Source organism: Vibrio penaeicida (assembly GCF_002933855.1).
In the GTDB taxonomy this organism is placed as follows: domain Bacteria; phylum Pseudomonadota; class Gammaproteobacteria; order Enterobacterales; family Vibrionaceae; genus Vibrio; species Vibrio penaeicida_A.
The window spans coordinates 72,192-95,944 of sequence record NZ_BFAQ01000049.1 but is presented as its reverse complement, the minus strand read 5'-3'; the positions used below and the strand labels follow the sequence as shown (position 1 = coordinate 95,944).

Sequence of the window (23,753 nt, the reverse complement as noted above, 5' to 3'; positions counted from 1 at the left end):
TTTCATTTATAAGAATGGGTTGCAAAAATTAAATGTAACATTGATAGATTATTTAAGTCATTAGATTCATATAGATAAGAAAAAATTGGGTATAATGAGAAATATAAATAACATAATGAAACATTGACTTCCTAGATACCACATAAGCTACTGAGTAAATTTCAGATACAGATCATAATCTCTGCCCTGACAGCAATAATATTTCGCGTATGCCTTGAGAAGGTATACATGACTACGTTGCAAAAAAATGCATGGTTGGAGCACTCAAAAACAACGAACATCTTTGAGCTACTTCGAAGGAATAAATAGAACACATGAGTCAATTTGCTTTAAACCTAACTCGTACCCAAACAGACTTTATACAGCGCCACAACTCGCCCTTAATTACATTATCGGTTCAAGTTCATCGCATAGGCGAAACAAAAGAAGTGTATACAGTGGCAAATAAACGGAATGCTGTTGGAAAGATAACACTTATCGAGACATACAAACTAACGGATGGAGAGTGGATGTTTAGCACTTCTATCGAGACTTACACAGAATCCAGCGCTTTCTTAAATTAGGGCGCTAATGAGGGAGCAAGGTAAAGGAATACGCTCTTTTGCTCTCACAAATTCTATAACGGCAAAAGCTAAGTATTGATATCTATATGGGAATATAAGGGATTGAAGTCTAACGAAAGGATTGGAGCGTGCAGCGGGAATCGAACCCGCATCATCAGCTTGGAAGGCTGAGGTAATGCCATTATACGATGCACGCATCATCGTGGAACGAGTTCTATATTGCCACAAGCATTGAGAATTGGAACCCCCAAAGGTCACTTTTTTCTTAGAAACTCAACTGGTTGCTTGATTTTAAATCAACATGAACAAGCATTAATCGAATATTTGAATTCTCGTGTCGTATTTTACCTTGTTCATGGAGATCAAAGTTCGAAAGTTCTTCACGTTTGGATTGGAATACAACAACTCATCGCAAAGTGATTCATAGCTTTCCATAGTGGGAGAATCGACAATTAAGACAAAATCGACCTCTCCCGTTACCTTATAGCACTCTTTTACTGCCATCGTCTGATTCACTTTATTGATAAATGTGCGATTCAAATCCAGTCGGTCGCGCTCCATAATAACTTCAACAACCATATGAATCATGGGACCAAGCTTTTGATGATTGATCAAAGCGACTTCCTTGCTAATCACCCCTTCTTTTTTAAGCCGTTTCACTCTTTTAAAACAAGCGGGAGCTGAAAGCCCAACGGATTCCGACAGTTCGACATTCGTCACAGAGCTGTCCTCCTGTAAACGCCTTAAAATGGCTTTGTCTAATTTATCTAAAAACATACTTACCTTACTAAGTTTTCACTTCGATAACAGTTCATCATCTACCCTAGCTTCTCATGATATGCGGTTCACGCTCGCTTAAATTGCGAAACTGAAGTCTGCCAGCATCCAAACAATCTAGCACTTAAGTTTACTCAAAGACTGGCGTTTCACTATTTAACTTTCGTTATGGAATTCACGTCCAATTTAACCCAAAAGTCTCTTATGTTGGTTCAGTTTATGCTTCCACAAATACAATTCCCCAACACTTTGAATGTGTAGCGATTTTAGCAATGAGAAATATTATTAGTTTAATTAATTAAAAAAAGAAATTTATGCAAATATTTAATCATTATAACTAAAATTATTTTTCGCCCCTTGGAATAAAATAGAGTCAGCCAAATAACTTACGAGAATGAATGAGGAGTACCTATGGAAGCCGTTTGGAAAGGAGGCGTTGACCTAATAAAAGATATAAACCGTGTTTACTGGACATTACTAAAAATAATGGTGCCTACCCTCATTATTGTGAGAGTGTTAGATACGGTTGGAGGGACACAGTATTTAGCTTCAGCGCTTTCGCCATTAATGGAAGTGTTAGGGCTTCCTCAAGAGTGGGGGTTAGTTTGGGCCGTCGCTATTCTTACCAATATTTACACTGCAATGGCGGTTTTCTACGACATTGCAAGCCAATCAAATTTTACAGGGGCACAGATCTCGGTTCTTGGGCTTCTTATACTGTTCGCACACTCGTTACCTATTGAAGGAGCGGTAGCAAAAGCTACAGGAGTCCCGTGGTGGATAACACTCTCATTTCGAGTGGGTGGTGGTTTGGTTATAGGATGGATCGCTCATATCACATACCAAATCGGCGGATGGCAGCAAACTCCCGTTTCATTGCTTTGGAAGCCTGACCCTATCGGTCACAGTTGGTCTCAGTGGCTTCTAGACCAATGCCAAATGCTAATATCTATATACATTATCATTGCCATATTGATGACATTGCTAAAGCTACTGCGGTTATTGGGAATAGAAAGGTTGCTCCACATAGCCCTTTCCCCATTAATGAAAGGGCTCACCATTGGGAAAGAGGCAACTAACATCACTATTATTGGGATGACGCTTGGTCTAAGTTTTGGTGCTGGATTGCTAATCAATGAAGTAAAACAGGGAAAAGTCTCAAAACGCGACACATTGATCGTCGTCTGCTTTTTAGGCTTATGCCATAGTATTATTGAAGATACGTTACTAATTCTTCTGCTGGGTGCCGACATTTACGCAGTGCTTTGGGGAAGAATAGCGTTCTCGATCATAGTGATCGCAATATGGGCGCGATTACTAAAGCGCCCAAGTCCTCAATCCAACATAATTGCAGATAAAACATAATTGCAGATAAACAAGTGATCGTTTATATCTGAACCAACTATGACCAAAAAACCTTAACGAATATAACCCGCAACGGTTTGAACTGGCTGACTCTGATTCCCCTGAGTCAGCCAAACAGCGACAGCATCCGCATTATTAGATACCATGATATTTTGGAAGTCCCAGTGTTGTTCTGCATTCATCTGGTATTTATTCAAAACCACAAAATCATGCTCCAATTCCCGTCCTCTGTTTTCTCCAGCTTTAATCTTTGTTTTTTCATCCATAGCCAGCAAAACTAAGTGCGCTGTGTATTTACCTTTCTGATCGTATTTTAATGAAAAGTTATCTTGATTCTTTTCGAGCGTGAGTACCCCGCGATCATTCTGGCTTTTTGTAGGAAGTGGACTTCGTGAGAAAAATCCGCGCCACTCTTTTCCATCAACAACAAAACCTGGCGTGTAGACAGAACTGATTGACCCATAAGCGCGATACAAACGTTGTCTTTGACTGTAAGCAGGGTGAGCGAATTCATCTTTCCACCCTAAGTAATCCCAATAATCGACATGAAACGCAACTGGAATGATCTCTTCCCATAGCTTTGCTGAAGATTGGAATTTACTTAAGAATCGATCAGCTGGCGGGCAACTCGAACACCCTTCAGATGTAAACAACTCAACGAGTTGTGCTGGTTGCCCTTGGTGTGTCCAAGTTTGAGCTGATACAGATGTCGACATTAAGAGGGCTGTCGCACTAAGCCCAAGTATGGTGAAGAAGCGGTTGTTCATGGGTGCTGTCCGTTTATTGACTCAAACAGACAGACCTACAAATTCATTAATTTCTTTCATTTTACTTGCAGAAGAGCCTAGCGGTAGTAGGACTCTATACGTTCAATAAAACGCGGTAAATCGGAAGGCTGCAATGCGTTTATCCCAGCCGCGGCTTCACGCCCTCCCCCAGTTGGAAACTCACTGCAAATTTGCCCTGCACCTTGTTTATTATTTAGCGGTGCACGTAGCGAGACTGTGTAAGAGCCGTCTGTGTTGCTAGTCAAAACAGCGTGAGCGGACGTCGGGGTTGAATTGGCCAAATGGTTTCCTAACACTCCACTAACCCTTCCAGACCAAGGCGCGTCTGGTAATTGTATGACCGTTAGCAAATCCGTTTGATGGGTCGCTTTCGCCGCTAAGGCGTTAGCAAAGTCACTCTCATAGGCGGATTTAAGCACGTGATAAGGAGAATCAGACTGCTGAATTGCATCAAATGGAGACGAATACGGCAACAAAGCGTTAAACAAATCCGCAGGGTGATAATGCAAATCTTCAACTGTTGCGCCGTAACCATTGTAATTCACCAGTGTACCAAATTCTTTCAACTGCTCTTTTTGGTCCTTGGTCAATGGAATTTGATCAGCAAGGGCATCCGCTCGTGCAATCATATTGTCGCCGTATGCCGCCGTGATAGCCCACAAGCGGTATTTCCCAATAAGGAGCTTATCAACAATCAAAGCCGTACAGGTGTTTGGGTCGGTATCGATATGAGCTTGTAGATTATCATCTTCAGGAATGTCACCCGGTCTGTGATGGTCGGCATAAAATACCTTTGCACCTATCTCAAGCGCGTTTAACAAATCGGCTTTGTTCTTTTCCATTGAGATATCGAGGACAGTCAGGTCATCTCCTTGCTGAACATCGATTTTACTGATGAGCTTAATGTCACGCTTAACGCCAGTAACAAGAACCGCGTCTTTAGGTTGATTCAGCCTAAGCTGTAACAGGGCGATTATGCCGTCTGCATCGCCATTAAATATATCGTAATTCATCCATATCTCATTCTATTGCACAATCCTTATGCTCAACTCGCTAACGCAACATTGGTAGAGCACACGTATAGAGTAAGTGTTGTCGTGATCCTGTCAACGAAATTAAATCTATGAAAATAGAATAAAATATTCTCTAAAAAACATATGGTAAGAATCTACGCAAGGCTCGTTGAACCAGTATCTTGAGGTTACTTGGGTATAGTGGTTATTTAGGTATACAATGCGTGCTTTGATTTTTTGAACACTGTAGGAAAATAATGAAACCTGGTGCTACCGGACTTACTCGTGTCGTGCATGCAACACGCTACTCTATGAAAGGTTTAAAAGCTGCGTGGATAAATGAAGCGGCTTTTCGTCAAGAAGTGGTATTGCTCGTATTTCTCACCACATTGACGTTTTTCTTGCCCGTAACTCCGCTAGAACAAGTTGCCATGATCAGTGTTGTGCTTTTGGTGATCATTGTTGAACTGCTCAATTCTGCCATTGAGACTGTGGTAGACCGCTTTGGTTCTGAATGGAATGAGTTAAGCGGGCGTGCTAAAGACATTGGTTCAGCAGCGGTGTTTGTCGCCTTATCACTGGCGGGGCTTGTCTGGATAGGTATTCTGTTCCTATAGATTGGCCGGGTTCCAGAATTCCAAAATGAAAGAGCCCTATTCAAAGAAAGCAATTATGCAGCTTGCTTTGAATAGGGCTCTTTCCCTTTATGTTTGTTGCCTCGACTAAAACTTCCTTTCCCTTTCTTCGCTTTAACCACTCGGGTTTTATAAAGCTCGCTGGTGACTATCGCCTTAAGTGCGTTATCTTGAATCACACCTCTGCCGTGTTCGTGTTGTATCTCAACCACATTTTCAGTGGCAAGCTTCGCATTTTTGCGTTTCTTTGCCATGTTAGGCTCCTTTGTTTAATTCGCAGGCAATATTGGCGTTCGTAGTTAGGAAAGTCAATGCTAACTTTAGAAACATAACCTCAACTGTCTTTATGAAATACACCATGACGACCTGTTTTTGTGCAGCACTGCTTTCTGTCTATTCAGTAGCGCAGAATTATATTGTTCTGAGCTATATTGCTCTGAACTATATTTTCAAACGCTTTGCCTTGTTTATGGTAACGGCCCTGAAAAATACGCAGGTTTATTGGATGAGTTCGGGAAAGAATATCGAGAGGAAATAAAGTCGTTTTACGAATATCAGTACAACACTACTCGTACCAACTGGCATACGGATTTAAGACAGCCTTAACACAATGATATTGTTGTCAGCAGATTTTATGAGTTTAAACTAATCGTCATATTAAGCGCATTAAACTGACATGGCAGTGTCATCTTTCATCTTCAGACTTTCTGTTTTAACTATGGATAGAAGGATTTTTAAGGATGAAATACATTACTTTATTGAGCGCTTATTGCGCTCTTTTCATGTCTACCCAATCATGGGGAAACCCTTTACAGATTGATCTTATTGGTCGTTACCAGTCGGGTATTTATGGTGAAGGTGCAACGGAAATTGTCGATTTCGATAAACGAACTAACCTTGCATATGTCGTTAATGGTGCAAAAAACCGTATCGACATTCTGTCGTTGAACAACCTCCCTTCAGAACCAATTTCGAACCCAACAACAGCAGATACTTTACGCTCAAAATCGCTCTTTTTACCAACAAGCGTGACACTTAATACAGGAAAAGAAATCCCCTTAGGTAATGCAAACTCGCTCTCTATCTATGATGGATTATTGGCTATTGCAGTTGCCAATGAAAACAAGCAGTCCTCTGGGGTGATCCTTTTTTATCGCCTTAAGAGCGATTCATCCACATTTTTGAAAGCAGTTGAAGTGGGCGCGCTTCCAGATATGGTCACCTTCACGCCAAACGGTCAATCTGTCTTGGTTGCAAACGAAGCCGAACCTAGCAAGGACTATTCTCTTGATCCGGAAGGATCCATATCTAAAATCTCTGTCAAAAACGGTATGCCAGAAGATTTCGCGATTCATATGACGTTTGAAAATTTTGAATCACAAAAATCCAACCTTCTAAAACAAGGATTCAAATTTGCTAGCCCAACTGGCACAAGCTTGGCTCAGGATATAGAACCAGAGTATATCGCGGTTAGTCCTGACAGCCTCTTCGCATGGGTAACTCTACAAGAAAATAATGCGATGGCGAAAGTTGATATTCGAGCGAATAAAATTGTTCAGGTAGTAGGGCTGGGGCTGAAAGATTATGGCGATGTACCCAACGCATTAGATGTGAGTGACAAAGATGGGAAAGTGAACATTCGTACATGGGAAGGTGTTTTTGGTTTGTATCAACCCGACACGATTGCAGCCTATCAAAGTTCGGGGAAACAATATGTTGTCACGGCAAACGAAGGCGACGCTCGTGATTACTGGTTTTCTGCGGCAAGTGAAGCAGCGTGCTTGCAGGCTGGTGGCAAAAAGTACGACAAAGAGGATGGGTGTTTAGGTTATAGCGAAGAAACTCGTGCAGGTAAGCTAAACCTTAGCCCCAACCACCCTCAAGCCGCCCATTTGTCGAAGCTAGAGCTAGGTCGCCTTAAAGTCACAACCGCCATGGGTGACAGCGACGGAGATGGTGTTTATGAAAAAGTCATCGCCTACGGTGGACGCTCGTTTTCGATATGGGACGAGAATGGGAAACAAGTTTTTGACAGTGCTGGTGAAATCGAAAAAGTAGTGGCGCAGCGATACCCTAACATGTTGAATACGAACGAAACCAAAAACAAAATGGACAATCGTTCCGACGACAAAGGAGTAGAGCCTGAAGGGCTCGCTTTAGGAAAAATAAACGAAAAAGACTACGCCTTTATAGGGCTAGAACGTATGGGTGGGTTTGTGATTTACGATATTACGCAACCAGACAACGCCAAATTCGTTGACTACATTGTTAATCGCGATTTTTCTACCACATTTGAAATTGATGACGATGCTGATCCTGTCGCTGTCTCTGGGCAATTCCGTGAAGCTGGCGATTTAGCACCTGAAGGGTTCAAATTTATTAGCTCACAAGACAGCCCGATAAAGCACCCTCTATTACTTGTAGCAAATGAAGTAAGCGGCACAGTCTCTGTTTATTCTTTGAAATAACCCCCCTATCTCTCATATTTGGCTTTCGGCTTATCGTCGGGAGCCTATTTCTGTACTTCCTTTACGTTCGCCGCTTTTTGTTTAACGCTTTAAAAAACCGACACTTACCCTTCCTATACAATTTTTCTTTCAAAGCGATTTTGCTTATCTCGCATTATTTTATCGAGAAAACCTTAACGAACCCAACCCTCTTCCACCTCATAGCCTGAGCCCAAATATGCATTTAAAAACATTCCTTTTCACACTATTACTGAGCAGTCTTGTATCAGGCTGTGGAGGAGATTCACCTTCTTCTTCTCACGCTGGCGCAAATGGAAATAAACCGACTACTCCAGGAACTCAAAAGCCCACTAAACCGACCCAACCAGGTCACCAGGTTTCTGATCACGAACTGCTGCCTTATTCTTTCAATGCTGTCGTTCAAGTTGCGGGGCGACCACATACTGTGGAACTGCAAAAATTTTCTGTCAGGCAAGAAAATGCCGCCTTCTATGTGTTAAACACAGACAAGTCAAACCAAATAGAAGCGCTCAAATACGTTCCTGAAGTGCGCAGCTATAGGGGTAGAGTTGTCGGTCAACCTGAATCGAGCATAGTTGGGTATATCGATGGTAATAATCTGTTTTATGGCAAAGTATTTTATGGTGGCATCAAATCTTGGGAAATCAAAAACCTAAAGGTAAAAACAAAATCAGCCGTTGTCGCAAGCTCATCTATAACGCTGAACCGATCGCCAGAAGACTTGAGACCAGTCTCAACCACTCACGTACTTCCTGAACCCTCATTAGGCAGCCCAATACCGAGTATTAAGGATTTCTATCTACAAAGAGCAGACATCACTTTCCACGCAACGGAAGACAGTTACACAAAGATCTTTAGCAAAAATCTAGAGTCAGCCATTGGTGGCATGGATTACATGGCAAATTTACTGGATTATTTGTTTACAAGAGATGCGCTGATTCGCTTCAGTTACCCCGGAGGCTTGATCACTCAAAAGTCGGGGAACATAGCTCAAAAAGACCAACAAACGGCATTGAGAAGAGCACTGAAAGGCAAGTTCTCGTTATTTCACTATTTCACTGGACCAAAAAACTCAGGGGCAAACGCTGGGCTAACCAGCTTCTGTGAATTCAACGTATCGGCTTGGTGCACGCTACATGAAGTCGGTCACGCATTTAATTTGGGGCATGATATCGGAGTAGAAACCAACAGTGTCATGGGTGCTGTAGAGCTGATCCCAACCAACGCGATATCTGTGATCAAATCTTCTCCAGCAGCAACACGAGGAACAATTGTAGGAGCTTTGCAATCCCCTATAAGCCCTAACGCGAATATCGATCACGTTGATGTATCGCGAGATGGTCAAGCTACTCTCAATGTATTGGACAATGATTTTGATGCCAACGGTCCACTGTCTGGAGGTACAATCAAAATTCATAGTATGGATTCGCGCTCACTTGCCTATGGCAGTATCTCTTGGGAACCCAATGGTAAAACCACCTACCAAGCGCCTAAAGGGTTTGTTGGAGATGACCACTTTCACTACACCATCATTGATGACACGGGAATGAAAGATGAATCTGAAGTCCATGTAAAAGTCATATCCGACTCTAGAGTTGCCTTTTTTAAGAAAAGTCAATTTACTCGTCACACGGACCTAGAACCCTATAACACCAAAGATTTTAAAACGACCCCAGTCGACCAAGCACATAATCTTGCCGGCAAAGAACAGTTTGTTTCCCTTCTTCACCGCAACCCTAAATACCCTAACTTAGGGTTTACCCAGCAGGTGTTAAAAGAAGGAGGATACGATACCGTTTATGAAAAAAACAACACGATGACGTTGCGCGACTATATGCCGCACGATCTCGCCCCCGGTCAGTCCAGCTTTTCGGTTTCTCTAGTACTCACGCAAGACGGCGATTTTGTGTCTCGTGAAAGTAATGGTGACTTTCACAAAACAATCCAAGAGCTTTCATTGATAGGGCAAGGAAAACTCGATGATGGCTACGCTTTATCTTACTTTAACGGAAATCAGCATCGCGTTGCTTTGAGCGGCTCCCCTGCTAAAGGGCTAGGATGGACGCTTGTAGGTCGTCAATTCTTTACTCAGCAAAACTTTCGCCAACGCCCACATGAGATCCATGCATTTGCCTCTCCAGATGCTGTCACAGTGAATGACAATAAACCACACATCATCACTTGGGTAATCAACCGAGAAGCGAACACAGTGACGACTTACGTCGATGGTGTGGCTATCCCAATGGCATTAGACAACAACCCGACTCACTTTGTTGAAGATGTACCTTTGCCTGCAAACTTTGGGGGGATTTATCCTGGTGGAACACATTATTGGTACAGTTCCGGGAGAGATTTGCATACAGAGTCTTATGGTCCTTGGTTTATGAGAACCACAAACTCCGATGCTGGGAAGAAAAATCCGAGTATCTGGGAAACATCAACGGACTTCCTCTCCAAAAACATGGACGTCGATGACGTACAGATTTTCACTTATGCTTTGTCTCCTGCACAAGTCTCACAAATTGCTCAAGGTGTTTACCCTGCTTATACGAATTCGCCTTACAACGGTCAAGCCGTTTTCTTCGATAAGCCTATAACGTTGGCTTGGGAACATGATAAAGCCACCAACTTCAAACTGGTATATGGCTATGAGCCATCCCTTAGCCATCCTTTATTTTCCCAAGTGTTGGGGACTTCTCGAACTCGGACAGTGGAGATAAATGATGCTCATGAAGTTTTATATTGGCGTGTTGACAGTAAAGTAGATGGTAATTGGATTACAGGGCACACTTGGTCTGTTCGAAATCAACTCCAGATTGGCAATATGTTGTCGCTCTCGTTTACCCAAGACGAGCTAATTGGTTCGGCACAGGCCAATGCTGCGGCGTGGGGGAAAAACATCGAAAAAAACTTCGGCAATGTCAGTGTAAAGGTAAGTAATCAAACAGACACCAATGGGCGTTCAACCCTATTACTGCGTGGTAATAACGCCAACATCGCGTTTACCAGCAATAGTAGTCGAGAGATCAAACAGATCAACGTATCACTAGGATCCTATAACCAAGAGAAAGTCGGCGAACTTGCAATCCAGTACCGTGTGGGAAGCCAGTGGAACGACGCAAAAGTACTGCATAAAAGTGGATTACCTACTGGGCAAAACTACAACGGCAGTTATTCTGATAATCCTGGGGTAGGAAACGGAAAGAGTGGACCGGGAAAAAATCGTTATGCGCCGGCATCTACTGATAATTTAAGTTCATACAAGGTGTCGCTTCCATCTGGTGTTTTTGAAGCGAGAATCATTGTTCGAGGGCATAAAAACGTCGTGACGCTCATAGACCACCTGACTTTGATGTAGAAAGGTTGGATAGAGATTAGGGTTAATACACCCTAATCTTTACTCATTCAAACCGATACCCAAGTGGCCTCAAGATACTTGGGTATACTCAAACTACTGCGTCCAAAATTTTATCAATGGCCTCAATAACCTTCTTAGATATCTCCAACAGTTTGGCGTGAGAATCCAGAGCGTCTTCTGCTTCCATCGCGGCTTTTTGCTGCTGCTTTAGCAGATCGATGGCAATCGCGACCTCATTGGAAGGTTTCTCCGATTTTGCTAATACCCAACGATCCAGCCGTATAAACAGCGTGTGCTGTTGATCTCGAATCTCGAATTGTTCGTCACCAGTTGCTGATTGCGCTGCTCGGTTAAGCGCCTTCATACTAGCTTGAATCTCTTTAAATACGGCGTCCGTCATTTGTTTTGTCCTTTGCAACTTAGCTTACTATCAACGACCTCAACACCTTCTTCACAATTTTCTAGTAAACCTTTTGTTGTATTGAATCGCGAAGTGACATCTTTCATCCTAGCTTGAGTTTGCACCAACGTCGCCTTGGTAAACATTCCACTATTGAGGCTTTCTGCCACCTGATTATGGCTCATTCGGAATGTATCAATAGCTTTGATCGTTTGCTGTATGAGAATAGGTGTAGCAGCCATTTCTTCCCATTGTGCATACAATCGCTCTATCTCTTCTCGGCTGGCTTTTAGTGGTATCTGACGAATGTTTGCTCTTCGATTGAAATCCTGAACTTCTTCGCTTAAAACGTATGAGCGCGATAGATAAATTGCCGTGCCAATCTGATGTTCTTCAATCAGTTCGATAAGCCTAAAGCTAAGCTGAGAAACGATTGCATCAGAGTTTGTAATGACTTTTTTAAGCGCCCGCTGCTTTTTTTCTTCACTGTAGCTTCCAACCAGAGCCACCAGCGCACTTTGAGCTATCCCTTCCTTTTCTTTTGGTATGGGCAGGCTAACCCATTGTGACGACTCTGCGGCTTGATACAAATTCAAAGCTGCCAACTCCGCATCCACCCCATTGTTGGCAGAAGCCAAATCATTAAGTGCTTTGGAATAAGCGAGAAGCGCTTTTGATATTGCAATAATGGGAGAATTTTCTGGAAGTTGGTAAGTTGCTAAAGGCTCAAACTCATCGGAATTTAGCTTTGCTTTAGAGGAACCATTATATTTAGCGGCAAGATGGGTGAGATCACGGTGAGATTTCGCCTGATTGTATTCACTAACGACCCCAGATACATGTTCAAGCATGTTGGTCGCAGACTGGCTAAAATCTGCAACTTTATTTTCCGGCACGTTAGAGCACCCCGAAAGTACCAATATCGTAGCCATTGCTACTGCATTTTTCGTAAACATCCTTTTAACTTTCATCGCTCACTTCATGTGTTGAAAAACATACTTGCACATATAATGTTGACTATTTGTGACCTCATGCACGAATTTTTAGATAACACCACCCTACCCAATATTTAATTACACCTTTAATTTCAGTAATTTATATTTATAGCACTGCGTATAATTGAACATAATCACTTAGTTGTTCCTTAATATGAGACCCTTACTTCATTAGCTGATATATGTTACAAAGTTTGGGTAGGCTAACGCTACGCTCGCTCTTTTATCTCGGTGCTAGAATTACACCCGAGTAGACAATTTGAAAGGAAACATGATGTCTGTTGATCGATTGATGACCACACTTTGTACCCACAACTTACTCGCATCTAAACAATTTTATCAAACACTGTTTGGGTTTAATGTAGGCTTTGAAAGTGAGTGGTTTATCCAGTTGGTCCACCCCAAAAGCAATGTTGAATTGGGGCTTATCACAGCAGAACATGAATTGGTTCCCCCTCGATATCAGGGAGCAGCTAGTGGCTTATTTGTTACTCTTGTCGTCGAAGATGTCGACGCTGTATTTAAAGCCGCCGAACAGAAAAATTACGTTGTTCTTCAAACGCCTGAACCCACATTTTATGGTCAAAAAAGGCTATTATTAGAAGACCCGGCTGGTGTTCTTGTTGATGTTTCCACACCACTTCCTATCTAGCGTCGCTTTACTGCGCATGATCCAGAAACATAAGATAGCAGCAACGGGATAGTGCTATTTTGCTACCCATTCCGTTTCGATCAATGTTTTATCTTGGCATTTAATGCGCGCTAAAAAGAGATCGCCCTTTTCAATGGTTCCGACTCCTTTTGGCGTGCCCGTCATAATGACATCGCCATCCTCCAAACTGGTGTAACTTTGCAGCTCATCCAAAATTTGAAGCGGCGGATAGAGCATATCTTTAGTGCCACCAGACTGAACACGAACACAGTTTATGAAGAGTTCTAAGGTCAAATTGGGTAAATCTCGCTGAGAAATAGGGACAAATCGACTGAATACAGCACTGCCATCAAATGCCTTTGCTCTCTCCCATGGTAGCCCTTTGCCTTTCAGATTAGATTGAAGTGTTCGCTTGGTTAAATCCAACCCAAATCCAACATAGCTAAGCTTACCTTCCATTATCACAAAGCAAATTTCTCCTTCGTAGTGAAGCGTTTCACCGTGGAATGAGTGGAGCGTAGAACTAATAGAACTATTGGGTTTATTGAACACCACCATTTGGTCTGGAACACTGTTGTTCAGCTCAGCAATATGTTCTGAATAATTTCGACCAACACATAGTATCTTTGAAGGTGTCACTGTCCGTTGTTCAACCTGAATGGTGTTCATCGCTAATCCTTGAGTTAATGGTTAATCCTAAAGTTAGTCGCGATCGAGCTTATTGAGCAGTTTTTCACATAGCTGCTTCATTTGAATCAAATCTTCAAGATCCATGTCTAAAGCACACAGCATGGCGCTTGGCACTTTTTGAGCTTCTAACTTCAGTTCATGTCCTTGCTCGGTTAGGTGCAGCTCTCTCACACGCTCGTCATGTTGTGCTCGCCGCCTTTCCACCAGCCGTTTGGCCGAAAGCCGCTTCAGCAATGGCGTAAGTGTACCTGAATCTAAATAGAGTTTATTGCCTAGCTCTTTGACATTAATACCATTTTGCGACCAAAGCACCATCATAACCAGATATTGTGGATAGGTAAGATCGAGCTTTTCTAGCAGCGGGCGATAAGCACGTACCACGGCATTGGTAGCGCTATAAAGTGGAAAGCAAAATTGATTTTCCAATTGTAGAACTTTTCCGCTCTCTATCTCTTTCTTCGTCATTATTTGTTCTAAACCCTAATATGCCAATTTATACTCGATATTCGGATGCGAGCTCACTGATGCCAAGCCCACTTTTCTTAGACACTTTTAATTGAACCGGAATACGTTCTTTCATCGCCTCAATATGGCTAATAACACCGATCATTTTTCCAGACGCGTTTAAGCTATCCAAAGCATCCAATGCTATATCCAAAGTTTGCGCATCCAATGTACCAAAGCCTTCATCTAAGAATAATGAGTCGATACTCGTCTTGTGACTCACAAGATCGGATAAAGCCAGCGCTAATGCTAGGCTCACCAAGAAGCTTTCTCCACCAGACAGTGTTTTGGTATCGCGTTCACTGTCGCCTTGCCATAAATCCAGCACACTGAGCTCTAAGCCTTCACCTTGCTTGCGTTGCAATTGATATCGACCGTACAAGCGAGAAAGCTGCTTATTCGCCAGATGAATCAAGTTATCGAGCGTTAAACCTTGTGCGAACTTTCTGAATTTATCGCCTTTTTGGGAACCAATCATGGAATGCAGATACTGGATATCATCGTAGACGACCCGGTAGCTATCTATTTCTTCAAAAAGCGCCGCCTGATCATTTCGTCTTTGCTGATCCGATGCCAACTCTTGGTTAATTTCCCCTTCCCGCTTGGTTCGTAGATCCAAAGCTTGCTGAACTTCCTCCAGTTTAAAAGTAAGCGCCTCTAAACTGTCTTTATCCCATTCGAGGGCATTTACGTGCTCATTCATTTCACTCAGTTTCTTTTTGCAACTTCCAAGTAGCGTTTGAGACTGCGTGATAGCATGGCTAAGGCTTTGTTGAAGCGCCTTTAATCTGCCTTTTTCGTCCTCAGACAACAGCGCGGCTTGGTACGCTTCTGTGTTCTCAAATGGGCTCGTTTCTAGAGCTGTTAGCCAAGTGCTTTCGGCTTCTTTAAGCGATTTTTCTGTGACATCTAGGTTTGTAATCAAGGTCGATTTTTTGCCTAGCGCGTTCGCTAGTTTTTCTTGAGACAATTTTAGCTGACCATCAATACTTTTGTGCAAGCTATCTAGAGTCGTCACTTTTTCACGAATTTGATTTCGTTCATTCGTAACCACCTTGTCTTTAAAGGCTTCAAAACGCTTCGACTTAACCTCAGTCAGAGCATGCTCTGTATTTTTTACTTGCTGAAGCTGGACGTTTAGTTCATTCGATAATTCTGCTTTCTGCTTTGCCAAAGTATCGGAGTGGTTTTGAGTAACCGCGATGCTCTGCTTTAACTCTTCTAACCTTTGAGTGGACTGTTGATACTCTGAAATTTGTTTTTCCAATCCTTCAAACCACTGTTGGGTGTTTTGAGAAGGAAAACTCAGCCCTAAAGATTCAACCTGGTGTTTAAACTCGTGTTCGGCTGTTTGTGTTTCTTTAGTTAAGCCCTGAGATCTAGCGAGTAATTCTTTGGTCATTGACTCGGACATTTGTAAGTCTTTATCCAGTAACTGCAACCGCCCATCTAATTGCTGTAATTTTTCAGATAGCTCATTTTTGCGCTTTTGAGTGTGTTCTAACTCTTTGAATGCGGATTTATTCTGTGAAAGGTGTGTTTTGGTAAACGTAATTCTTTGTTCCAAACCTTTAACTGCATTCAATGCGCTGTTTGTATCTTCAATAGAAATCGGCACTTCCAGATTTGGTACTTTCTGATACCACTCAGAAGCAATTTTCCCTAGCTCAACTTGAAATGAATCGGCTTTCTCTTGGTTCTCTTTTTGGTGACGTTCTAACGTGCTCACTTGAACCGAAAGTGCTTCGCCAGATTGTTTAATCTCTTCGAGTTGTCTTTCTGCTTCACGCTTTTTTGACACGGTTTCAGGTAGTGCTTCAATACCATTTTCCAATATAGGGTGCTCTAGGCCACCGCACAGAGGACAAGGGGTATCCGGAGACAATTGAGCGCGGTACACTGCCAAATGTTCCTCTTGAGACACCAACTGGTGAAGGGATTGTACCAGTTGATTCTGAGACTTGTATTGTGCTCGCATGTTATCGCGCTGTGTAAGCAATACTGCGAGATCTGATTTCTGCTTATCTCGATCCTGATCGAGATTTCGTTTCTCATTGTTTAGCTCACTCCAGCGCTCCTGACTATGCTGAAGCTGTAACGTCAAAATTAGCTGTTGATTTAGCTTCTCTAGCCCTGATTCCAGATTCTCGACCGTGCCATTTTGACAAAGTGCCTGAAAAGCGGCGGTGGCTTTCGTTTCTTCGTCATTCAGCTGTTCATAAGCAGGGGTGAGCTGCGACTTTTCTGACTCTAACTGGCTCTTTTTCTTTACATACTCACTGAGCTCAAACTCTGCCTGATTTAGCTTTTGGATTAGGTGTTGGCTTTCCTGCCATTGGTTCTGAATAAGAGAGGTTTGTACTTTCCACTTCTCTAAGTTTGGGGCAACCTGAGCAAGCGTTTCATTTTGCTTTAGAAACAGCTCCGTACTTTGCAATTCATTACTTTGAGATGCCGCCAATAGCTCAATGCGCTTTAATTCCTCTTGCACGTCATTAAGTTTGGCTTCGGATTGTGCGACTGACTTTGATTCTGTTTGTATCTTATTAGCCAGTTGTTCCATTTGGTTATCCAACGGTAAAACCGTCTGGGTAATCAAATCTTCAAGATCATGCTGCTCTTTTTTTGCGTTAAAGAGTGCTTGTTGGGATTCATCAAGCTTTCGATTGAGAGATTGGAATGCCTCTTCTAATTCCGTCGTTTCGCGCGTTAAGTCAGTGACTTCAAGTTGTTGCTGCGAGTGCGACTGATTCAGCTCGGTACACTTCGAATAGAGTGGTTGAAGGCGTTCGGCGGGCTCAGAAAACGAGAGCTTATCGAGGTCATTTTGAGATTCTAATTGAGATTTCTGTGCGGCTTCCAGTGCAACTTCTGCACTTTGAAGCTCTTTTTCCAAACTCGCTTTATCATTCTTCCATCGGATGCTCATGTCTAATTGCTGTTTAGACAATTTGGCGTCGGATTGAAGGGCAATCAAACTATCGAGCTCCGTTTTCAATTCACTGCAATATTCCGCACTGAGGAGTTGCACACCTTGTGCTTGTGACTCTAGCGCCACCATCTTCTGTTTGGATTCTGACCAATGTTGATGAACACGTTCCGATATCAGCCCATAAATTTCGGTACCCGTTAGCTCTTCTAGCAGCTCCGCTCTTTCAGACTCTTTAGCATTAAGAAACGCAGCGAATTGCCCCTGGGAAAGCATCATGGATTTAGTAAAACGATCGAAGTCTAGCCCTGTTACGTGTTCGACGACTTCCAATTTCTTTTTGGCTTGTGAAGCAATGATTTTGTTGTTTTCAACTTCTGCAAGTTCAACGACGGCGGCCTGAAGGTTTCCGTCGGACTTGCCATGGGAACGTCGCATGCTCCAAAACGCTCGATAGGCTTTACCTTTAACGTCAAATTCAACCTCAGAGAGGCATTCCGCTTCTCCTCTGGTCATCACTTCATTGTTTGAAGGTGTGAGCAACCCAAGGCGCGGTGTTTTGTGATAAATCGCTAAACATATGGCATCGAGGAGCGTGGTTTTTCCTGCCCCTGTAGAGCCTGTAATGGCAAAAAGCCCATTGTCGTTAAAAGGCGCTTGGGTGAAATCTATTTTCCACTCCCCTTTAAGCGAGTTGAGATTTTTAAACCTTAAAGAGAGGATTTTCATTTCATTGATTCCTCAACTTCCGATACGATCGTCAAAAATGCGTTTTGTAATCGCGTCTTTCGTTCTAGCTCTTCATCAGATTCAAACACTTCTTGATCCAACCTTTTCTCAAACACATCAGCTGGTTTAAGCTCATCTAGCGTCTCATTCTTTTGTTGCGTCAGTGCCTTTCTTCGCGAGGACTGGCTGCGCTTAAGTTGCAGCACTTCAACAGGGAGATCCGCAACCAGTAGCTGAATACGCTGCTGAAGATCGGAAAGATAGTCGTCTATTTCTACCTCAATGCTAACCCACATTGCGCCATCCCCAACCTGATGTTCATTCTGAGCCTCTTTTGACGAATTCTCATCTAACCGGTAATCATTGAGCTGAGTTTCAATTTCAGCCAAAGAGCCTGAAATGGTTGCCATTGCTTGGAAGCGGGGAACAAAAATAGGTGTAATGGTTGGTGAAGGGCTTTGTTCAAAATCCAGCAACAATACTTGTTTCTCTGATTTCAGTTCATCAAAGCTTAATGGAATAGGTGAGCCGCAATAACGAATGTGTTCCTTTTTAGCCACTATTTGGGGGCGATGAATATGCCCTAGTGCGATGTAGTCTGCGGGGGGGAAACCATCAGCGGCAAACCCTTCTAGGCTACCTATATAAATATCCCTGACCGATTCAGATTGTTTCACCCCCAAAGCAGTGAGATGACCAGTAGCAATAATAGGGATAGCCCTATCTGAGCGCGCACGTTGTAATTCTTTTTGCTTGATGAGTGCGTGGTTATACACGCTCGCATAATGCGTTTTAATCGCATCTGCCAACGCTACTTTTTTGTCTGTCGATGATTCACCAGATTGACTGACAACCAGATCCCTTGGGCGTAAAAAAGGTATAGCGCACAGCAAAGCTCCAATATCGCCCTTGTCGCCTTTTAGTTCTATAACTTGCTGATCATTTTCCTCAAGACTGCTCGCGATTACGTGCGTATTGAGGTACGCGAGAATCTGCTTTGTTTCATTCAGTACTGAAACAGAATCGTGGTTACCCCCCAAAACAACCAACGCACACTGCGTTTTTTGCAGCGCAACGACGAACTGGTTGTACATTTCTCGGGCATAACTGGGTGGTGAGCCCGTATCAAAAATGTCACCAGCGACAATCAGTGCGTTAACTTGATGCTCTGTGATCTGCTCTAGAAGCCAATCTAAAAAAGCCTGATGTTCGTTTTTTCTGCTCTTGGTGTAGAAGTTTTGACCTAAATGCCAGTCTGAGGTGTGAATGATCCGCATGTCATTGTTTTTTCGTTTTTATCATGCAGCCAGTTTATACCCAAGTAACCTCAAGATGCTAGGAAATGGTATTAAGGTAATAACAGGCAGTGTTTAGGCGTATCACTTGGTTAATGAAGTGCGGGTAAGAGTTTAAGCTATTTGAGATCTTTCGAAAAAAAGAATGAAACTTGGTATAGCAAAACACCACCAAGGCACCCGAAAATATTACACGAGAGATCAACCCAAGAAAATTGCCGGCTGGGAATCCAGATCTGGGAAAATTCGTCAATCAGCATTAATAGCAGCAACAAACTCAGAAATGGTTTTCCCGTTACTTTGCTTGCGAGCGTTGCTGTAAAACCCAATACAAAAGCAAAAGAGAAGTGAAAAGCAAGATCATAGTGCTGAATGGCATAACGCAGGTCACCGGAAAGCAAACCGATGCTCTGAAGTATAGAAAGGCTGCCTACCAATGCGATGCAGCTAAAAAACAGACCAATCACCAAGCTCTGTTGAGCTGAGTTGGAACGATTGGTCTGGTTATCGAGTTCTTTCATCTTTGTCATAATCTCAGGGTGATATCCCCTTCAATTATTTCTTACCTGTTACCTTTTTGGCAAGTTTTGAAGCGTGACCTTTAAGATAAACATTTTCGTAGCAGTAATTGGTCGCTTCGATATAGCCTTCAACGCTACCACAATCGAATCGCTGACCGTCGAATTTGTAAGCTAGAACACATCCAGATTGCGCTTGTTTAAGAAGTGCATCCGTTATTTGGATTTCACCACCTTTGCCTGGTTCTGTTTTCTCAATCAATTCAAAAATATCAGGCGTTAAGATATAACGGCCAATGATCGCCAGATTACTCGGTGCTGTACCCGGTTCAGGCTTTTCTACCATGTCATCAACACGGAATAGTTTGTCTTTGATCATTTCCCCAGAAATCACGCCGTATTTGTGTGTTTCTTCTTCTGGTACTTCTTCAACCGCGACTATCGAGCAGCGAAACTGCTTATACAGTGCGACCATTTGTGCCAATACGCCTTCGTACTTGTTCACACAAAGGTCATCAGCCAAGACAACAGCAAATGGCTCATCACCCACCAATTCGCGACCTGTAAGAATGGCGTGACCCAATCCTTTCATCTCACGTTGACGAATGTAAGTAAAGTTAGCCGCATCGATAATTTCACGAATATCGATCAGCAGTTCTTCTTTGTTTGTACCACTGATTTGGTGCTCTAACTCGTAGTTTTTATCAAAGTGATCCATTAGAGAATGTTTACCACGCCCCGTCACAATACACATGTCGGTCATTCCAGCTTGTATCGCTTCTTCCACACCATATTCTATCAATGGTTTGTTAACGATAGGCATCATTTCCTTAGGCATCGATTTCGTTGCTGGTAAAAAGCGCGTTCCATAGCCAGCTGCCGGAAAAAGGCATTTCTTGATCATCTCAACTCCGTTTTCGTTGTTCAGTTATGGGTTAACCCATAAGATTTAAATTGGTGTTATTGGTGAAAAGGCAAAGGACTTTTCGTGTCTCACTTTAAATAAGTGATTGTTATATTTGGTTCAGCTTCAGCTTTCTCTGAAGGCTCTCAGTAAACTGACTTTCAGTGGTTCTAACAAGTAGTCCAATGGGCGCTTTTCTTCTAGTAATACGTAGACTTCTGCTGGCATCCCAGGGTACAACTCCAAGTCTGGATTGTTGGATATTTCTTGGCTATTTAGCTTCACTTTCACTTTAAAGCCACTCAACTCCTCGCCATCAGAATTCGTTCTGTCTGCATCTATGTATACAACTTCACCTTGCACTGGAGGAGTCGTTCTAAAGTTAAATGCAGAGAGACGTATCAACGCTTGTTGACCAATCCTTACCACATCTATATCCGTAGGGTTTATGATCGCTTCTACAATCAAGCTGTCGTTGTCTGGAACAATTTCCATAAGGCTTTCGCCTGCCCCTACGACTTCGCCCGCCGCATTCACTTTCAGCCCTAATACGACGCCACTAGCCGGACTCTTTACGACCGTACGAGCTTGAACATCCTTGGCGAGGTTTAATTCAGCCTCCAAAGTGATAAGCGCATTACGAACCTCAGCGATTTGAGTTTCAACCTCGGAGCGATTTCTTTGTTTAATCGCACTTTTTTGCTGCTCCAGTTCAGAGACTGATAATATCTGCCCATCCAATTCCGCCCGAACCGAGATAATATCGGAGACCAACAAGACTTCTGAACGCTTGAGTTCTAATAACTTTAAGCGCGAAGTAAAACCTTCTGCCAAAAGTTGATCGTGCATCTCTATTTCATCGTTGAGAAATTCCAATGCTTGCTTTCTTTGCGCTAGCATCTGAGATGAGAAAGAGCGTCGATTTCGCGTCTGTTTCAAACGTGAGTCCACGATATCCAGCTCCTTTATCCGCATATCCATGCGGCTGGCAAACAGAGATCGTTGGTTTGCTATTAGCGTGTCAATTTCCAAAGCAAGGTGGGGAAATTGAACTTTATCGATCGAGGGGACATAACGGGATAAATCATCTCGTTCTGCCAACAATCGTTGATATTCTATCTGGCGGCTAATCCAAGTAAGTTGGGTTTGTTTTAGTCGACTCTGAAACGTGATGTCTGAGATTTTTATCAGCGGAGCACCTTTCTCTACCTTCTGACCTTCACGAACGTAGACTTGGGCAACAATCCCCCCTTCTAAGTGTTCAATGCTTTTCCGCTTACTTTCGACAATTACAATACCCGAAGCTATGGCCGCGGAATCCAACTTCGCGAACCAAGTCCAAGCCGCGAATAAACCTAAGCTCAAGAACAAAAAAATCGTCGCGCGCTTTATGAGACGGTTGTTGTCCGTCATTAACTGTGTTGAGTCATTCATCATGAAGCCTTTAGTATTTCATCGCTTGGTAGTTTGAGTGACTGGCGATATTCACGCTTTTCTTATCCAGTTTCGTTTTGTTCTCGTACGCTTCAGAAATGACACCATCTTTAAGTTCAACGACATAATCAGCCAACTTCATCATTAGCGGGGAACTGCTTACGAAGATAATCCCAACTCCGTTACTTTTTAGAGTTTCTAGGTGTTTAACTAAGTATTGAATCGTTGGGTTATCAAGAAATGCCGTCGGCTCATCCAGAATGAGAAGTTTGGGTTGGTAATAAAAACAGCGCGCTAAGGCTAATCGTTGCATTTCACTACGAGACAATTCCACCCCTTCTAACCCAAGCATGGTCCCGTAACTTTGCGGAAGCTTGGCAACGAAGCTGTGGCACTGTGCCGCTTTACTCGCTTTTACGACATTTTCAGGGACATGCATATCTAAGTGATCACCAAATCCACTGATATTGTCGGATACGGTGGCATCAAAAACATCAATCACTTGGGGTAAATAACCGATGGACTCAGCGAGTCGCATGGTATCTAGCTTATCGATATTGATTCCATTGACTCGTACTTGCCCTTTAGTTGGTACGTAATAATTCGCCAAAAGCTTGAGCAAGGTTGATTTACCTGCTCCAGATGCCCCTTTGATAGCCAAACAATGACCAGGCTTTAGGTTGAAGCCTATATTGTGAACCAAAAGCCGGTCGCCTAGCCCCCGGTAAGTGACTTGGTCAACAGACAATTCAATCTCATCTAATGTGATATCCATTTTACTGTCTTCTAGATGACTAGAAAAAACAGCACTGATTCTTTCAAACGCTTCTTTCGATTCCAACCAATTGAAGTATTGGCTTGCACCTTGATCAATCGGTGCCAGTATTCTTCCTAGCAATATTGAAGCAGCCAAAAGCGAACCGGCCATTATTTGCTCGTTAATAACTAGCCAAGCACCAACTGCAAAAACACCAATTTGAACGGTCATTCTGATCATCTTAATGACACTTTGACCATGATTTGTAAATCGCTTAGAACGCTGCTCTTGTTCAAGGGTCCGGCTGTGTTTTTGATTCCAGCGCTCCAGTACTTTTCCAGAAGCTTGATACGCCTTAAGTAACTTCCCCTTGCTAAACAGCTTTTGAACTGAGGACGATTGCTGGATCGCCATATTCTTCGCTTCGTTCATGTTTTTGTGTGTCAACAGCAGTAACAAGCCGCTTGCAACCGATAGTACAAGTGTTGCTGCAAGCGCGTAAGCGCCGAGTACTGGATGAAGAAGAAATAAAACAACGATGAAAATGAGCGACCAAGGAAGGTCTGATAAGCTTCGATGAAAAGGAGAAGATAAGTATTGTTTCGCCAATTGATGATCTTTTACCGCTTTGTGTGCAGCTGCCGCATTCATGGAAGATAAGTTAAGGCTCTTTTGAATCAGCAATTCGCCAAACGATTGATCATAAATAGATGAAAGGTTATTGAGAACTTGTTGTCGTGTGTAGTCCATCGCAACTTGTACGATAAGGAGAAATACCGCAATTAAAGCGAGAAAAAGCAGCGTATCTGTACTGCGAGAAGAAAGTACGCGATCAAATACCTGCAAACTGTATATTGGCAATACCAATACTAAGAGATTTGCAAATACGGAGAATATTTGAAAATAGAAGAAGTTTTTCTTGCGATAAGAAGTGAATGTAGACCAACGTTTCATAAAC

Annotated in this window: 20 protein-coding genes and 1 tRNA gene; 6 read left to right on the top strand and 15 right to left on the bottom strand. The window is 42.8% G+C overall.

All coding sequences use genetic code 11. The features are described from left to right. Positions 1–314: 314 nt before the first annotated feature. The gene (locus tag VPNCDNU1_RS24825; protein WP_104402856.1) at positions 315–563 is read left to right on the top strand and encodes a hypothetical protein; all 249 of its coding nucleotides are present in this window, start codon (positions 315–317) and stop codon (positions 561–563) included. A gap of 122 nt (positions 564–685) precedes the next feature. Here the strand turns inward: VPNCDNU1_RS24825 and VPNCDNU1_RS24820 are convergent. Both VPNCDNU1_RS24820 and VPNCDNU1_RS24815 read right to left on the bottom strand, forming a co-directional pair. Continuing rightward, positions 686–759: transfer RNA gene (locus tag VPNCDNU1_RS24820), tRNA-Gly, on the bottom strand. Positions 760–875: 116 nt separating this feature from the next. Further along, positions 876–1,340, bottom strand: a complete 465-nt coding sequence (locus tag VPNCDNU1_RS24815; protein WP_104402855.1) for an Lrp/AsnC family transcriptional regulator — start codon at positions 1,338–1,340, stop codon at positions 876–878. 411 nt (positions 1,341–1,751) lie between these two features. On the opposite strand from VPNCDNU1_RS24815, the gene VPNCDNU1_RS24810 reads away from it, so the two are divergent. Further along, the gene (locus tag VPNCDNU1_RS24810; protein ID WP_104402854.1) at positions 1,752–2,705 is read left to right on the top strand and encodes a nucleoside recognition domain-containing protein; all 954 of its coding nucleotides are present in this window, start codon (positions 1,752–1,754) and stop codon (positions 2,703–2,705) included. Between the two features lie 53 nt (positions 2,706–2,758). On the opposite strand, the gene VPNCDNU1_RS24805 is transcribed toward VPNCDNU1_RS24810, so the two are convergent. Next, positions 2,759–3,472 (bottom strand): DUF1223 domain-containing protein, encoded by a 714-nt coding sequence (locus tag VPNCDNU1_RS24805; protein WP_104402853.1) that lies wholly within the window; start codon positions 3,470–3,472, stop codon positions 2,759–2,761. Between the two features lie 77 nt (positions 3,473–3,549). Continuing rightward, positions 3,550–4,506, bottom strand: a complete 957-nt coding sequence (locus VPNCDNU1_RS24800; RefSeq protein WP_104402852.1) for a DHH family phosphoesterase — start codon at positions 4,504–4,506, stop codon at positions 3,550–3,552. Between the two features lie 257 nt (positions 4,507–4,763). Between VPNCDNU1_RS24800 and VPNCDNU1_RS24795 the strand changes: the two genes are divergently transcribed. Further along, positions 4,764–5,123: a diacylglycerol kinase gene (locus VPNCDNU1_RS24795; protein WP_104402851.1), complete on the top strand. Its 360-nt coding sequence runs from the start codon at positions 4,764–4,766 to the stop codon at positions 5,121–5,123. 53 nt (positions 5,124–5,176) lie between these two features. Here VPNCDNU1_RS24795 and arfA read toward each other — a convergent pair whose 3' ends face one another. Then, a complete protein-coding gene (arfA, locus tag VPNCDNU1_RS24790; protein WP_104402850.1) occupies positions 5,177–5,395 on the bottom strand; it encodes a ribosome alternative rescue factor ArfA in 219 nt (72 codons plus the stop codon). Positions 5,396–5,881: 486 nt separating this feature from the next. Here arfA and VPNCDNU1_RS24785 point away from each other — a divergent pair, with 486 nt between their 5' ends. Next, entirely contained in the window at positions 5,882–7,609 is a 1,728-nt protein-coding gene (locus VPNCDNU1_RS24785) for a choice-of-anchor I family protein (RefSeq protein WP_104402849.1), read from the top strand. A 217-nt stretch (positions 7,610–7,826) separates the two neighbouring features. Beyond that, positions 7,827–10,988: an Ig-like domain-containing protein gene (locus tag VPNCDNU1_RS24780; RefSeq protein ID WP_104402848.1), complete on the top strand. Its 3,162-nt coding sequence runs from the start codon at positions 7,827–7,829 to the stop codon at positions 10,986–10,988. Positions 10,989–11,076: 88 nt separating this feature from the next. Here VPNCDNU1_RS24780 and VPNCDNU1_RS24775 read toward each other — a convergent pair whose 3' ends face one another. Then, positions 11,077–11,388, bottom strand: coding sequence for a hypothetical protein (locus tag VPNCDNU1_RS24775; RefSeq protein WP_104402847.1), 312 nt, complete (start codon positions 11,386–11,388; stop codon positions 11,077–11,079). Next, positions 11,385–12,359, bottom strand: a complete 975-nt coding sequence (locus VPNCDNU1_RS24770; protein ID WP_104402846.1) for a hypothetical protein — start codon at positions 12,357–12,359, stop codon at positions 11,385–11,387. The genes VPNCDNU1_RS24775 and VPNCDNU1_RS24770 overlap by 4 nt, the downstream gene beginning before the upstream one ends. A 298-nt stretch (positions 12,360–12,657) precedes the next feature. Here VPNCDNU1_RS24770 and VPNCDNU1_RS24765 point away from each other — a divergent pair, with 298 nt between their 5' ends. Beyond that, on the top strand, positions 12,658–13,035 hold the full coding sequence (locus VPNCDNU1_RS24765; protein WP_167404888.1) for a VOC family protein: 378 nt from the start codon (positions 12,658–12,660) through the stop codon (positions 13,033–13,035). 54 nt (positions 13,036–13,089) lie between these two features. Here VPNCDNU1_RS24765 and VPNCDNU1_RS24760 read toward each other — a convergent pair whose 3' ends face one another. The 8 genes from VPNCDNU1_RS24760 to VPNCDNU1_RS24725 all read right to left on the bottom strand — a co-directional run bounded on the left by VPNCDNU1_RS24760 (position 13,090) and on the right by VPNCDNU1_RS24725 (position 23,749). Then, positions 13,090–13,704, bottom strand: a complete 615-nt coding sequence (locus VPNCDNU1_RS24760; protein WP_104402844.1) for a fumarylacetoacetate hydrolase family protein — start codon at positions 13,702–13,704, stop codon at positions 13,090–13,092. 33 nt (positions 13,705–13,737) lie between these two features. Continuing rightward, positions 13,738–14,190, bottom strand: coding sequence for a MarR family winged helix-turn-helix transcriptional regulator (locus tag VPNCDNU1_RS24755; RefSeq protein WP_104402843.1), 453 nt, complete (start codon positions 14,188–14,190; stop codon positions 13,738–13,740). Positions 14,191–14,218: 28 nt separating this feature from the next. Beyond that, positions 14,219–17,887 carry an SbcC/MukB-like Walker B domain-containing protein gene (locus VPNCDNU1_RS24750; protein WP_104402842.1) on the bottom strand — a complete coding sequence of 1,223 codons (3,669 nt, stop codon included), beginning with the start codon at positions 17,885–17,887 and terminating at the stop codon, positions 14,219–14,221. Beyond that, a complete protein-coding gene (sbcD, locus tag VPNCDNU1_RS24745) occupies positions 17,884–19,164 on the bottom strand; it encodes an exonuclease subunit SbcD (protein ID WP_104402841.1) in 1,281 nt (426 codons plus the stop codon). The genes VPNCDNU1_RS24750 and sbcD overlap by 4 nt, the downstream gene beginning before the upstream one ends. Positions 19,165–19,301: 137 nt before the next feature. Beyond that, complete coding sequence (locus VPNCDNU1_RS24740; RefSeq protein ID WP_104402840.1) at positions 19,302–19,712, bottom strand: VanZ family protein; 411 nt, start codon at positions 19,710–19,712, stop codon at positions 19,302–19,304. 25 nt (positions 19,713–19,737) lie between these two features. Further along, entirely contained in the window at positions 19,738–20,604 is an 867-nt protein-coding gene (galU, locus tag VPNCDNU1_RS24735) for a UTP--glucose-1-phosphate uridylyltransferase GalU (protein WP_104402839.1), read from the bottom strand. Between the two features lie 126 nt (positions 20,605–20,730). Next, a complete protein-coding gene (locus VPNCDNU1_RS24730; RefSeq protein ID WP_167404887.1) occupies positions 20,731–22,038 on the bottom strand; it encodes an HlyD family type I secretion periplasmic adaptor subunit in 1,308 nt (435 codons plus the stop codon). A gap of 10 nt (positions 22,039–22,048) precedes the next feature. Further along, positions 22,049–23,749, bottom strand: a complete 1,701-nt coding sequence (locus VPNCDNU1_RS24725; RefSeq protein WP_104402837.1) for a type I secretion system permease/ATPase — start codon at positions 23,747–23,749, stop codon at positions 22,049–22,051. Positions 23,750–23,753: the final 4 nt, after the last annotated feature.

Coding starts and splice junctions, on each gene's coding strand:
- VPNCDNU1_RS24775 (WP_104402847.1), bottom strand. CDS start 11,388: ATGACGGACGCCGTATTTAAAGAGATTCAAGCTAGTATGAAGGCGCTT.
- VPNCDNU1_RS24785 (WP_104402849.1), top strand. CDS start 5,882: ATGAAATACATTACTTTATTGAGCGCTTATTGCGCTCTTTTCATGTCT.
- VPNCDNU1_RS24750 (WP_104402842.1), bottom strand. CDS start 17,887: ATGAAAATCCTCTCTTTAAGGTTTAAAAATCTCAACTCGCTTAAAGGG.
- VPNCDNU1_RS24815 (WP_104402855.1), bottom strand. CDS start 1,340: ATGTTTTTAGATAAATTAGACAAAGCCATTTTAAGGCGTTTACAGGAG.
- VPNCDNU1_RS24825 (WP_104402856.1), top strand. CDS start 315: ATGAGTCAATTTGCTTTAAACCTAACTCGTACCCAAACAGACTTTATA.
- galU (WP_104402839.1), bottom strand. CDS start 20,604: ATGATCAAGAAATGCCTTTTTCCGGCAGCTGGCTATGGAACGCGCTTT.
- VPNCDNU1_RS24730 (WP_167404887.1), bottom strand. CDS start 22,038: ATGAATGACTCAACACAGTTAATGACGGACAACAACCGTCTCATAAAG.
- VPNCDNU1_RS24725 (WP_104402837.1), bottom strand. CDS start 23,749: ATGAAACGTTGGTCTACATTCACTTCTTATCGCAAGAAAAACTTCTTC.
- VPNCDNU1_RS24780 (WP_104402848.1), top strand. CDS start 7,827: ATGCATTTAAAAACATTCCTTTTCACACTATTACTGAGCAGTCTTGTA.
- VPNCDNU1_RS24795 (WP_104402851.1), top strand. CDS start 4,764: ATGAAACCTGGTGCTACCGGACTTACTCGTGTCGTGCATGCAACACGC.
- arfA (WP_104402850.1), bottom strand. CDS start 5,395: ATGGCAAAGAAACGCAAAAATGCGAAGCTTGCCACTGAAAATGTGGTT.
- VPNCDNU1_RS24810 (WP_104402854.1), top strand. CDS start 1,752: ATGGAAGCCGTTTGGAAAGGAGGCGTTGACCTAATAAAAGATATAAAC.
- VPNCDNU1_RS24770 (WP_104402846.1), bottom strand. CDS start 12,359: ATGAAAGTTAAAAGGATGTTTACGAAAAATGCAGTAGCAATGGCTACG.
- VPNCDNU1_RS24805 (WP_104402853.1), bottom strand. CDS start 3,472: ATGAACAACCGCTTCTTCACCATACTTGGGCTTAGTGCGACAGCCCTC.
- VPNCDNU1_RS24765 (WP_167404888.1), top strand. CDS start 12,658: ATGTCTGTTGATCGATTGATGACCACACTTTGTACCCACAACTTACTC.
- VPNCDNU1_RS24740 (WP_104402840.1), bottom strand. CDS start 19,712: ATGACAAAGATGAAAGAACTCGATAACCAGACCAATCGTTCCAACTCA.
- sbcD (WP_104402841.1), bottom strand. CDS start 19,164: ATGCGGATCATTCACACCTCAGACTGGCATTTAGGTCAAAACTTCTAC.
- VPNCDNU1_RS24755 (WP_104402843.1), bottom strand. CDS start 14,190: ATGACGAAGAAAGAGATAGAGAGCGGAAAAGTTCTACAATTGGAAAAT.
- VPNCDNU1_RS24800 (WP_104402852.1), bottom strand. CDS start 4,506: ATGAATTACGATATATTTAATGGCGATGCAGACGGCATAATCGCCCTG.
- VPNCDNU1_RS24760 (WP_104402844.1), bottom strand. CDS start 13,704: ATGAACACCATTCAGGTTGAACAACGGACAGTGACACCTTCAAAGATA.